Origin of the sequence: Kitasatospora sp. NPDC056327 (assembly GCF_042261735.1) — a bacterium.
In the GTDB taxonomy this organism is placed as follows: domain Bacteria; phylum Actinomycetota; class Actinomycetes; order Streptomycetales; family Streptomycetaceae; genus Kitasatospora.
In genome coordinates, this window is record NZ_JBHJRC010000282.1 from 1 (window position 1) to 10909 (window position 10909).

Sequence of the window (10909 nt, forward strand, 5' to 3'; positions counted from 1 at the left end):
GCTCCGCACCGCGCGGGTGCGGAGCCCGGCGGCGAAGGGGCGGACGCCCTGCGTGGCCGCGCGGTCACGGGCCGGATCGCGGCCCGGCAATGGCTGGGCATCGGCGGCCCGGTGGCCTTTACTGGAGGAAAGGGTTCATCGGCTGGAGGTTGTGCCATGCGCCCGATGCCGGAGCATCAGGATTTACCGCGACTGATCATCGACAGCCCGGAGCCACTGCGCGGCCGCGTCTACGAACTGGCCGGACAGCCGCTCCTGGTCGGCCGGGACGACGAATGCCAGATCCGGGTCGGTGACCCCGGGATCAGCCGGCGCCACGCGGTGGTGCGGCGGTCGGACGGGCACACCACCGTCGAGGACCTGGCGTCGACCAACGGAACCAGGCTGAACGGTCACCGGGTCTTCGGGCAGCAGGTGCTGCACACCGGGGACGTGATCGACGTCGGGCCGGTCGAGCTGCACTACGAGGAGCCGCACCGGGCCGCGACCACCGTCCTGGCGGACCCGGGAACCGCGGATTCCGAGGCCCGCACCGAGACGGTCGGGCCCGCGGAGGACGCCCGACCCGGCGGCGCCGCGCAGGCCGCACCCGGTCCCGCACCGGACGCCGCGCCGGGCGGGCCGCCCCGGGACGGCGGGAGGAGCCGGGTCACCGGGATGGCCGCGGCGGCGGAGGCCTGGTCCGGGGTCTCCCGGACCGCGGAGCCGCCCCCGTTCCCCCCGAGGCCTCCCGGGCCTCCCGCACCAGCACCACCGCCGCCACCACCGCGCCCGGACCGGGCGGACCGGCCGGCGAGCGCCGGGCGGTCGGAGCCGTCCGCACGGTCGGCGCGTCGGTTCGACGTCGGCTACCAGGCGGCGGCCGGGAACCTCAGCAATGTCGCCGGGGACCAGTACTACAACCAGTACACCTACGTCACGAACGACCAGCGGCGGGAGGTCTTCTTCCGAAGGATCACCGCCTGGCAGACCCGCGCCCGGCACCTGGTGGCGACCGGGTTCGTGCTGCTCCTGCTCGGCAGCGGGCTGAGCGGCTGGGCGCTGAACCGGCTCTCGGGCGACGTCGACCAGCCCGGTCTGTCCGACCTGACCGGCGTGAAGTTCGGCGGCGTGCCGATCGGCGGGATCGGCTTCACGATGGCGACGGCCGGACTGGTGCTGTTCTTCGCCGGCGTCACCGTGTACGTGGTGAGCGCCGTCCGGGTGCGGCGCTTCGAACGGAGCGGGGGCCGGACGCCCCCGTCGCAGCACCGGGCGCAGTCGCGCGCGTAGGCGCGGGCGCGCCGGTGCGAGGGAGGAAGGGGGAGGAGGAGGCGAACCACCGTGGTCTTCAACATCGGCAATCAGCAGGCCGGAGTCGTCAACAACGTCGGGCACGACCAGCACGTCCACGACGGACAGTCCGGGCAGGTCGTCGCCGGCCAGGTGGAGCTGCACGGGTTGGTCGAAGACCTGCGGCAGGCGGTGGACGGTGCCCGGCTGCCGTCCGCCGTCCGGCCGGAGGTCCGGACCGAGCTGACCGCGATCGAGCAGGAGGCCGCCCGACCGGAGCCCGACAAGGAGGCGATGGCGGACCGGCTCTCCCGGATCACCCGGCTCCTCGGCTCCGCCGGCGCCGCGATCACGGCCGGGACCGGCCTGTTCGGGGCAGTCTCCGCGCTGGCCGGCTGGCTCGGCACCGCCGGGCGGCCGGTCCTGCACGCGATCGGGCTCTGAGCGGGCGGCGCTCGCGGGAGCACCACCGCGAGCCGCGCCGGACCCTGCGGGCACCGCCGCAGCAGGGCCCGGCGCACCAGGGGCCGGCGCACCAGGGGCCGGCGCACCAGGGGCCCGAACGTACAGTGGGCCGATGGTGATCAGTGGGCCGGGGACGGCGGAAGCGGTGGGTGTCGACGGGGTGCGGAACTTCCGGGACGCCGGTGGGGTCGGGGCGCTGCCGGGCGGTGTCCTCTACCGGTCCGGGGCGCTGCACGCGATGTCGGCGGAGGGCGCGCACGGGCTGGAGCGCCTGGGAGTGCGCACGGTCGTCGACCTGCGCAGCCGGCCCGAGGTCGCCGACCGGCCGGACGTCCCGCACCGGACGGGTGTCGAGCACCTGCACGTTCCGGTGTTCACCGAGCGGCGCTGGCCGCAGGAGCAAGCGGAGCTCTACCCGGCGATGGCCGAGCACGCGGGCCGGGCCGTGCTGACGGTGCTGCGGCGGCTGCCCGCCGGCGGGGACCGGGGGGCGGTGCTGGTCCACTGCGCGTCCGGGAAGGACCGGACCGGTGTCGTGGTCGCCCTGGTGCAGACCCTGGCCGGGGCCTCCGAGGCTGAGGTGACGGCGGACTTCGTACGTTCCAACGCCGAGCTGGGCCTGTCCGCCGCCCGGTCGCCGGAGCCACGGGGGCACCACGCCCTGCCGGTCGCGGCCGGGCACCTGCACCGTGCGTTCCTGTGGATCCGCAGCCACCACGGGTCGGTGCCCTCCTGGCTCCGGACGCACGGTGCCACGGACCAGGACCTCGCCGCAGCGGCCCCTCGCTGAGGCCCGCTCCCGGACGGCCCCGCCGGCCGGCCCCGTCAGACGGTGCGGGCGGCGGAGCGGAGGCGTTCGGCGGTGGCGGCCCGGGCGGCCGGGGTGGTGGTGAAGAGCACGCGCAGGGGCGGGTCGTCGGCCGGGGTCGCGGCGGCGGAGGTGTCCAGGACCGCGAGGAGGGTGGCCAGTTGGTGCGGCGGCTCGTCCGCGAGCAGGGCGTCGGCGTCCGTGACGAGGACGAGCAGGGGTACCGCGGGTCCGGTGCCGGGCGGGTGGAGGACGTCGTTGAGGCACTCCTCGAAGGCGTCCCAGTTGCGGCCGAAGTAACCGGGGAACGAGAGGGCGTGGGCCCACTCCGTGAAGAGGGCCGGTGCGGTGCGGCAGTTCACGCCCCGGACGAGCCCGATCCGGTGGCCGCCGGTGACGAGGCCCGCCCAGGGCCGGCCCGGCAGGAGGTCCCACCGGGCCGGGCCGAGCGGTGCTCCGGGCGCGTCGGCCACCTCAGCAACCGTCCGAGATCTCGCGGAAGTTGTCGTAGTGGTCCGAGGTGTACCAGACCTGGGCGGTGCCCTCGTCGCGGACCAGTCGCTCGGCGTCCCGGTGGGTGGTGGGCGTCGGACGCGGGTTGACGTCGTACTCGCGGTAGGAGCCTTCGAGGGGGAGGTCACCGCTCCGGTTTCGGTACGGGTTGCTGCCGCGGATGTACTCCGGGCCGGGGAGTTCGAAGTCCGTCGGACGGCGGTTGGCGGGCCAGCCGAGGCCGAGCCAGATGTGGCAGGCCCGTGCGACCTGCGGCGGGAAGTCCTCGACGGGCAGCGGGGGCTGGACGACCGCGCGGGTGGCGACCGCGGCGGGGGCGGCCTGGGCGGGGACGGTGGAGAAGACCGGGCAGGCGAGGGCGAGGACCAGGGCGGCCTGCGCCAGACGGCGGAGGGTCATGGGTACCCGTTTTCCGTGCGGGGGCGGGGAGGGGGCGTACGCAGGGAAGGGGTACCGCGCGGTGGTTGGGCGCGCGCGCGGGCGCGCCGGGGAGAGCGTCACGCCCACCCGTCCGGGTGATGGCCCGCGGCCGGGAGGACAGCCGTCGGGGTGGGTCGGGCGCCCTGACCGCCGGCACCGGGGGCCGGGCCCGCCGGCGCGTTCACGCGGCGCGGTCCAGCTCGAACCAGGTGACCTTGCCGGTCCTGGTGGGGTCGCTGCCGAAGCGGTGGGTGAGGGCCCGGACGAGCTGGAGGCCGCGGCCGGAGAGGGCGTAGGGGTCGCTGGGCCGGCGGGGTTCGGGCAGGTCGGGGCAGTTGTCGCAGACGGCGACGCGCAGGAGGGTCGGCCGGAGGCTGACGAGGACGGCGGGCGCGGGGCAGCGGCCGTGCAGCCAGGCGTTGACGAAGATCTCCTGGAAGGCGAGTTCGGCGTCGTCGATGGCCTCGGCGCGCCAGCCGGCGGAACGCAGGAGCGAGCGCAGCTCGGTCCGGACGGTGGAGCAGTCGGGCGGGTTGAAGGCGCGCAACGGTGGACCTCCGGGGGTGGTGACGAGTGACCGCGAGGCAGCGGGTGGAAATCGGGCGCCCAGTACCGGGATTATGGGCATTTCTGACGGTCCGTCGGATCGGCGTGGAATGACCTTAGCGCACGGTCACTAAAAATTTAGTTATAGCGCCGAAGGTTCCCCCTGAAGTGGGACGGGGAGCGGGGGCTCCGGCGCCGGTTGGACCCCCAAGCGGCCCACGCGGCACACTGGCCCCACTCGACGCCGAAAGGACGCCATGCCCGGTCGCAGCAACCCGACCCTCCGTCAGCGACGGCTCGGTGCGGAGTTACGCAAGATGCGGGAGCAGGCGGGGCTCGGCGGCACGGAACTGGGCCGGCTCCTCGGCGCGAGCCCGTCCGTGGTGACGCAGACGGAGAGCGCGAAGATCGGCGTGAGCGCGGAGCGCGTGCGTTCGATCGCCGCGGTCTGCAAGTGCACCAATCAGCCGTTGATCGACGCCCTGGCCGAGATGGCCACGGAGCGCGGCAAGGGCTGGTGGGAGCAGTACCGCGGCGTGCTGTCGACCGACTTCCTGGAGGTCGCGGAGATGGAGAGCCACGCGCGTCAACTCTCCGCGTGGGCCACCACCTACGTCCCCGGACTCCTGCAGACCCGGGCCTACGCGACCGCCGTGTTCGCGCGGATCAACCCGCCGATCCCGCAGCACGATCTCGATGCCCGCACCGCGTTCCGCCTGGAGCGGCAGCGGGCGATCGGCCCCGGCGGCGCCCCCTGCACGGCCTTCATCCACGAAGCGGCGCTGAGAATGCAGTTCGGCGGCCCGAAAGTCCTCGCCGACCAGCTGCTGAGCCTGCTGGAGGCCTCGGAACAACCCTCGATAGCCGTTCGGGCCGTGCCCTTCGACATGCACACCTTCATCGGGTCCGGCGAGAACCTCATGTTCGCCACCGGCCCCGTACCGGAACTCGACACCCTGCAGATGGACATCTCGCGAGGTGTGCTGTTCTTCGACTCGCAGGCCGAACTGAACAGTCACCGGGAACTCTTCGCACGCATGGATGAGACGGCTCTTCCGATCGACAGATCGCGGAGCTTCATCCGATCGATCAAGAAGGAATTGGACGACAGGCATGACTGAGCTCGATTGGCAGAAGTCGAGTTATAGCGGGGCTTCGAGCGATTGCGTGGAGGTCCGCACCTTCGAGAGCCTCATCGAGCTTCGCGAGTCCGACGAGGGGGAGATCGTCATCCGCGCCACCGCACGCACGTTCTCCGGACTGCTCCGCCGCACCAGGAACGGCGAATTCGACCACCACGCCGACTTCGACGCCTGACCCGCGGCGCCTCGGCCGGCCCCTCGCCCGGACCGGGGAGGGGCCGCACCGGGGATCCGGGCCCGGTCTCCGGGTCCGCGCCCGGGCCCGGGCGCGCCGCAGGGGCACCACGGCGCGCTCCCACGGCCGACGGCCGGCGCTCCCGGGCGGGCGGGCACGGGCCCGCGTGGCAGGATCGGGCGGTCCGGCCGATCCGTCGAAAGGTCCCGCTCCCCATGGGCTCGCAGCACTACGCCGTCCTGAAGACCAACCACGGTGACATCACCGTCAAGCTCTTCCAGTTCCACACCCCGAAGACGGTGCGCAACTTCGTCGAACTCGCCGAGGGCACCCGCGAATGGACGGACCCGGCCACCGGCTCCACCACCACCGCGCCCCTCTACGACGGGACGACCTTCCACCGCGTCATCCCCGGCTTCATGATCCAGGGCGGCGACCCGCTCGGCGACGGCACCGGCGGCCCCGGCTACGACTTCGCCGACGAGTTCCACCCGGAGCTGTTCTTCACCAAGCCCTACCTCGTGGCGATGGCGAACGCCGGCCCGAACACCAACGGCTCCCAGTTCTTCATCACCACCCGCGCCACCCCGCACCTCAACCGCAAGCACACGATCTTCGGCGAGGTCACGGACCCGGCGAGCCAGAAGGTCGTGGACGCCGTCGCCGCCACCCCGACCGGTCCCGGCGACCGCCCGGTCGAGCCCGTCGTCATCGAATCGGTCACCGTCGAGCGCCGCTGAGCGGCCGCTCCCCGGAGTGGGGGGCCGGTCCGCCCGGCCCCCTACTCCGCGCCGCCGAACACCACCCGCAGCACCTCCCCGGCCAGCACCTCCACATCGGCCTCCCCCCTGCTCTCCGGCAGCGCACCGTTCAGCCACAGGCTCGCGAAGCCGTGCGCCAGCGACCACGCCGCGATCGTCGTCGTCCGCTCGTCCCGCTCCCCCGGCGACAGCTTCCGGCCGCTCGCCGCGAGCACCGCCCCCGCCCGGTCGCGCGCCGCGGTCAGCTCCGGATCGGCGACCCGGTACAGCTCCGGCCGGAACATCACCTCGAAGTACGCCCGGTGGTCCACCGCGAACCGCACGTACGCCACGCCCGAGCCGTAGGGTTCCCCCTCCGCCGCCTCCAGCGCCCGCGCGAACAGTCCGAACCCCTCGGCCGCCACCGCCGTCAGCACCCCCGTCTTGTCCCCGAAGTGGTGTGCCGGAGCCGCGTGCGAGACCCCCGCCCGGCGCGCCAGCTCCCGCAGGCTCCACCCCGACGGCCCCGACTCCCCGATCGCCGCGAGCGCCGCGTCCAGCACCGCCCGCCGCAGGTTCCCGTGGTGGTAACCCTCGGTCTTCTCCATGCCGGGCCTCTCCTCGGTCCTCCATCTGGGCATTGACAAGATTACCCCCGCGCAGGAATCTTGTCAGTGACAAGATTGGAGTGTCCGCATGGCACCGCTCATCGCTCTCCTCGGCGGCTTCGCCGTCCTCCGCCTGCTCGGCCTCCTCACCGTCGACGCCCTCGACGCCTGGCAGCCGGCCGTCCGCGGCGCCCTGGCGCTGATGTTCGTCACCACCGGCGTGCCGCACTTCCTGCCCGCCTTCCGGCGCGACTTCGTCGCGATGATCCCGCCCGCGCTCCCCCGCCCCGCCCTGCTCGTCACGCTCACCGGCGTCCTCGAACTCGCCGGTGCCGCCGGCCTCCTCGTCCGGCCGCTCGCACCCTGGGCGGCCGCCGGACTGGCCCTGCTGATGCTCGCGATGTTCCCCGCCAACGTGCACGCCGCGCGCAGCGGCGGCACCCTCGCCGGGAAGCCGGTCACCCCACTGCCCGCGCGCACGGCGCTCCAGGTGCTGTTCGTCGCGGCAGCGGTGGCGGCGGCGGTCTGAGCCCGGCCGCGCGGGAAGTCGGACCCGCCGGCTTCCCGCGCCACCACCGCGGGCCACCGGGCGCGGCCCGCACCGGCGAACGCCGCCGGCGCCTCCGCGAGCGCGGGCGGGGCGGGCGGGAGGGCGGACAGGGCGGGGGCGGTCGCGGACGGCGGCACGACGCCGGACACGCCGCCACGGGCCCCACGGCGGGCACGGCACGGACCGCCGACGGCCGGGCCGGACACGGCCCGAAAACGCGCGGACGCGGCCCGCCGGTGGGCGGGCCGCGTCCGAATGCGGAGGGAAGGGAGGAGCCCCTACTCCACGATGCCGGACTTGGCGATGGTGATCTTGGCCTTGGTCCTGCCGCTCTGCGAGCCCAGCGACTCGATCTTCTGCACCAGCTCCAGGTTCTCCACGACCTCGCCGAAGACGACGTGCTTGCCGTCCAGCCAGTCGGTGACGATGGTGGTGATGAAGAACTGCGAGCCGTTGGTGTTGCGGCCCGCGTTGGCCATCGAGAGCTGGCCCGGCTTGGTGTGCTTCAGCGTGAAGTTCTCGTCCGCGAACTTCTCGCCGTAGATGCTCTTGCCGCCGGTGCCGTCACCGCGGGTGAAGTCACCGCCCTGCAGCATGAAGCCCGGGATGACCCGGTGGAAGGACGAGCCCTCGTAGCCGAAGCCGTGCTGGCCGGTGGCGAGCTCGCGGAAGTTCTGCGCGGTCTTCGGGACGATGTCGTCGAAGAGCGTGAAGACGATGCGGCCGGCCGGCTCGTCGTTGATGGTGATGTCGAAGAAAACGTTGGAACCCATGCAGGGATCATGGCATGCCGGGCCTGCCGCCGCGCGGCGCCCCCCGCCCTTCGGTCACGCTCCGCCGACCGGTGATCGACGCAACCGGCCCCGCACGGCGCGATCGGCGGACCGGGCCGGCGGGCGGACGGGGAAACGGCGGGCAGGCCCGTCCCGGCGTCCGCCGCGGCGGGGCCCGGGGGCGTAGGAAAGACCGCGCTCGCGCTGTACGCGGCGCCGGAAGCGGCACCCCCGGTGGCGGTGGCTCGCCCCCGGCGGCGGACGCGTTCCCGGAGATCCCCCTCCCGTGCCACCGGATGCCCGGACCGCCCGCGCTCCCGGCCGAACGCCCCCGCCCCGGCGGCCGGGAGCGGGCCGGCTACCCCGTCCGGCGCGCCAGGAGGTAGGCCTGCGGGGTCCGCTCGTCCCCCTCGGGCTCGCGGACCAGGCGGGCGGTGACCGTCAGACCGGCCCCGGCGGCCAGGGCCTCGACGGCGTCGGGCCGCCGGCGCCGGAAGTCCAGGGCGACCGGATGACCGAAGGGGTCCTCGACGCGCAGCGAGCCCTCCCCCGCCTGGAAGGCCAGGGCGACCGGGGCGCCGGGAGCGAGGACGCGCCGGAACTCCCCGAACACCCGCGGGAGCAGCCCGGCCGGGATGTGGATGATGGAGTACCACGCCACGATCCCGGCCAGCTCCCCGTCCGCGTAGGGCGGTTCCAGCAGGGAGCCGACCTCGAAGGGGATCGCCGGATGGGCCGCCCGGGCCAGCTCCACCATCCTCGGCGAGAGGTCGAGGCCCGTGACGTCCAGGCCGAGGGCGGCCAGATGGCCGGTGATCCGGCCCGGGCCGCAGCCGAGTTCGGCGACGCGGCCGCCGCCGGCCGCCGTGACCAGCTCCGCGAAGGCGCCCAGCACCGCGCGGTCCCAGGTCGCGCCGGCCAGGGCGCCGCCGTAGCAGCGCTCGTAGTCGTCGGCGACGGCGTCGTAGAACGTCCGGGCGGCGGTGAGGAATTCGGGCTCGCTGCTGGTCACGCCGGCCGACCCTACCGGGGTTAGGATCGGCCGGTCCCGAGGGACGGAAGGGGAGACTGTGAAGAAACGGGTCGGGGTCTATCTGGCACACCCGAAGCCGGGGAGCTTCAACCACGCGCTGTTCGGCGCCGTACTGGAGGAGCTCCGCGAACGCGGCTGCGAGGTGGCCGCGCACGACCTCTGCGCGGAGGGGTTCCCCCCGCTGCTGACCGCCGCCGAGACGGAGACCGTGGCGGACGGCGGGGAGAGCCCGGACGCCCTGCTCGCCCTGCACCGGGCCGAGGTGGCGGCCCTGGACGCGCTCGTCCTGATCCACCCCAACTGGTGGGGCATGCCGCCCGCCGTGCTCACCGGATGGGTGCAGCGGGTGCTGGTCCCCGGGGTCGCCTACAAGCTGGGGACGGCGGACGGCGAGCCAGTCGGGCTGCTGCGGGCCGGGCGGGCGCTGGTGCTGAACACCTCCGACACCCCCGAGGCCCGTGAGCGCGAGGAGTTCGGGGATCCGCTGGAGCGGATCTGGGCGGCCTGCGTACTGCCGTACGTCGGCGTGACGGACGTGCGCCGGCGGGTGTTCCGCACCGTGACGGACTCCTCGGCCGCCGAGCGCGCGCTGTGGCTGCGCCGGGCGCGGGAGGACGCGGCGGCCCTGATCGGCTGAGCCGGACCGGAGGAACGGCGCGTACGCGCGTGGACAGGGGGGTCCGGAGTGATCGTCCGGACCGGAGCAACGGGCCGACGGGACGCCGTGCGTGCTACGGCTTGTCCGACGGTCCGCGTCGCATCGGCGCGCGGCGGGAACCGTCGGACAAGCCCCGGAACCGTCGGCGGCCGTGCACGCCCACCCGCGTCCACCGCCGCCCGCACCGTGCATCCACCGGCAACTCCTCCACCGAAGGAGAACCATGTCCGTCGCACGAACCGCACGAACCGCACGCACCCCCCGGACCGTCCGGGCCACCCTGCTCGCGGCCTTCGCCGCCCTGGCACTGCTGCTCTCCGGCGCCGCCACCACGACCGCCTCCGCCAGGACCGCCGCGGTCACCGGCCTGGACGGCGCCTGGGCGTGCGAGGTCCCGGCCGGCTACGTCTACGACCAGGTGTCCATGAACCGCAGCTGCAGCGGCGGCGGCAGCTGGAACTCCCCGCAGTTCCACCTGCGCACGCCCGTCGACGGACTGACCGCGTGCATCGGCGCGCCGGGCTTCGTCCACGACTCGATCAGCTGGGGCTACTCGTGCAGCCAGCAGCCCGGCGTGACCTCCAACGCGTACCACCTGCGGGTCCCGTACGACGGTCTGACCGCGTGCGTCGCCACCCCGGCGTTCACCTACGACCGCTCCGGCCACGACTTCTCCTGCAGCCTGGTGCAGGGCGTCCGGTCCAACAACTTCCACCTGCGCAAGCCGGTCAACGGCATGTGGGCGTGCAGCGTCCCGAGCGGCTGGACCTACAGCGCCACCGCCTCGGACCTGGACTGCGCCGTCCTCCCGAACGTGCCGACCACCAAGTTCCGCCTGGTCGGCTGAGCCGGTCCCGCGACCGGGGCCGCTCCGTCCTGCGGCGGCCCGCACCGCGGCGGCGCTGCCGCGCACGGCGAACGGCGGGCGACCCGGCGGCGGCCGGGTCGCCCGGCCGTCCCCGTCGGGACAGCTCCAGCTCGGCGGCGACCTGCTCGACGGCGAAGCGGCCGTAGCCCCGGCCCTGGGTGTCGGCGGCGATGTTGGGGCGCCGGAGCCCGGAGCGCGGCAGGTCCTCCGGGTCGCCGGGGTCGAAGGTGACGTCGCCGCGGCCGGGACTACGGCAGGTTGCGGGCCATCACGATCCGCTGGATCTGGTTGGTCCCCTCGTAGATCTGCGTGATCTTCGCGTCCCGCATCATCCGCTC

The 10909-nt window shown here is 74.2% G+C and carries 16 protein-coding genes and 1 pseudogene; 9 read left to right on the top strand and 8 right to left on the bottom strand.

The genetic code is table 11. The features are described from left to right. Positions 1 to 165 precede the first annotated feature (165 nt). From ACFCX4_RS29550 to ACFCX4_RS29560, 3 genes are all read left to right on the top strand, one after another. Positions 166 to 1272: an FHA domain-containing protein gene (locus ACFCX4_RS29550; RefSeq protein WP_376148928.1), complete on the top strand. Its 1107-nt coding sequence runs from the start codon at positions 166 to 168 to the stop codon at positions 1270 to 1272. A 51-nt stretch (positions 1273 to 1323) separates the two neighbouring features. Continuing rightward, the gene (locus ACFCX4_RS29555; RefSeq protein WP_376148931.1) at positions 1324 to 1716 is read left to right on the top strand and encodes a hypothetical protein; all 393 of its coding nucleotides are present in this window, start codon (positions 1324 to 1326) and stop codon (positions 1714 to 1716) included. Between the two features lie 133 nt (positions 1717 to 1849). Next, positions 1850 to 2527, top strand: coding sequence for a tyrosine-protein phosphatase (locus ACFCX4_RS29560; RefSeq protein ID WP_376148933.1), 678 nt, complete (start codon positions 1850 to 1852; stop codon positions 2525 to 2527). A gap of 35 nt (positions 2528 to 2562) precedes the next feature. On the opposite strand, the gene ACFCX4_RS29565 is transcribed toward ACFCX4_RS29560, so the two are convergent. The 3 genes from ACFCX4_RS29565 to ACFCX4_RS29575 form a co-directional block, all read right to left on the bottom strand. Beyond that, positions 2563 to 3018: a barstar family protein gene (locus tag ACFCX4_RS29565; RefSeq protein WP_376148936.1), complete on the bottom strand. Its 456-nt coding sequence runs from the start codon at positions 3016 to 3018 to the stop codon at positions 2563 to 2565. 1 nt (position 3019) lies between these two features. Further along, a complete protein-coding gene (locus ACFCX4_RS29570; protein WP_376148939.1) occupies positions 3020 to 3457 on the bottom strand; it encodes a ribonuclease domain-containing protein in 438 nt (145 codons plus the stop codon). 202 nt (positions 3458 to 3659) lie between these two features. After that, positions 3660 to 4025, bottom strand: coding sequence for an ATP-binding protein (locus ACFCX4_RS29575; protein WP_376148942.1), 366 nt, complete (start codon positions 4023 to 4025; stop codon positions 3660 to 3662). A gap of 256 nt (positions 4026 to 4281) precedes the next feature. On the opposite strand from ACFCX4_RS29575, the gene ACFCX4_RS29580 reads away from it, so the two are divergent. From ACFCX4_RS29580 to ACFCX4_RS29590, 3 genes are all read left to right on the top strand, one after another. After that, the gene (locus tag ACFCX4_RS29580) at positions 4282 to 5145 is read left to right on the top strand and encodes a helix-turn-helix domain-containing protein (protein WP_376148945.1); all 864 of its coding nucleotides are present in this window, start codon (positions 4282 to 4284) and stop codon (positions 5143 to 5145) included. Then, a complete protein-coding gene (locus ACFCX4_RS29585) occupies positions 5138 to 5341 on the top strand; it encodes a DUF397 domain-containing protein (RefSeq protein WP_376148948.1) in 204 nt (67 codons plus the stop codon). The genes ACFCX4_RS29580 and ACFCX4_RS29585 overlap by 8 nt, the downstream gene beginning before the upstream one ends. A 215-nt stretch (positions 5342 to 5556) precedes the next feature. Beyond that, on the top strand, positions 5557 to 6081 hold the full coding sequence (locus ACFCX4_RS29590) for a peptidylprolyl isomerase (protein ID WP_376148951.1): 525 nt from the start codon (positions 5557 to 5559) through the stop codon (positions 6079 to 6081). Positions 6082 to 6122: 41 nt separating this feature from the next. Here ACFCX4_RS29590 and ACFCX4_RS29595 read toward each other — a convergent pair whose 3' ends face one another. Then, positions 6123 to 6689 (bottom strand): TetR/AcrR family transcriptional regulator, encoded by a 567-nt coding sequence (locus ACFCX4_RS29595; RefSeq protein WP_376148954.1) that lies wholly within the window; start codon positions 6687 to 6689, stop codon positions 6123 to 6125. An 88-nt stretch (positions 6690 to 6777) separates the two neighbouring features. Between ACFCX4_RS29595 and ACFCX4_RS29600 the strand changes: the two genes are divergently transcribed. Beyond that, positions 6778 to 7218, top strand: coding sequence for a DoxX family membrane protein (locus ACFCX4_RS29600; RefSeq protein WP_376148957.1), 441 nt, complete (start codon positions 6778 to 6780; stop codon positions 7216 to 7218). A 299-nt stretch (positions 7219 to 7517) separates the two neighbouring features. Here ACFCX4_RS29600 and ACFCX4_RS29605 read toward each other — a convergent pair whose 3' ends face one another. Together ACFCX4_RS29605 and ACFCX4_RS29610 are read right to left on the bottom strand one after the other, a co-directional pair. Further along, complete coding sequence (locus ACFCX4_RS29605; protein ID WP_376148959.1) at positions 7518 to 8012, bottom strand: peptidylprolyl isomerase; 495 nt, start codon at positions 8010 to 8012, stop codon at positions 7518 to 7520. Between the two features lie 358 nt (positions 8013 to 8370). Beyond that, positions 8371 to 9024, bottom strand: coding sequence for a class I SAM-dependent DNA methyltransferase (locus ACFCX4_RS29610; protein ID WP_376148962.1), 654 nt, complete (start codon positions 9022 to 9024; stop codon positions 8371 to 8373). A gap of 58 nt (positions 9025 to 9082) precedes the next feature. Between ACFCX4_RS29610 and ACFCX4_RS29615 the strand changes: the two genes are divergently transcribed. Further along, entirely contained in the window at positions 9083 to 9682 is a 600-nt protein-coding gene (locus tag ACFCX4_RS29615; RefSeq protein ID WP_376148965.1) for an NAD(P)H-dependent oxidoreductase, read from the top strand. Between the two features lie 244 nt (positions 9683 to 9926). Beyond that, a complete protein-coding gene (locus ACFCX4_RS29620) occupies positions 9927 to 10550 on the top strand; it encodes a hypothetical protein (RefSeq protein WP_376148967.1) in 624 nt (207 codons plus the stop codon). Between the two features lie 109 nt (positions 10551 to 10659). Here the strand turns inward: ACFCX4_RS29620 and ACFCX4_RS29625 are convergent. Together ACFCX4_RS29625 and ACFCX4_RS29630 are read right to left on the bottom strand one after the other, a co-directional pair. Further along, positions 10660 to 10770, bottom strand: a pseudogene (locus ACFCX4_RS29625) (GNAT family N-acetyltransferase); the annotation flags it as partial. A 49-nt stretch (positions 10771 to 10819) separates the two neighbouring features. Beyond that, on the bottom strand, positions 10820 to 10909 hold a 90-nt coding region (locus tag ACFCX4_RS29630), incomplete at its 5' end, for an acyl-CoA dehydrogenase family protein (RefSeq protein WP_355372531.1).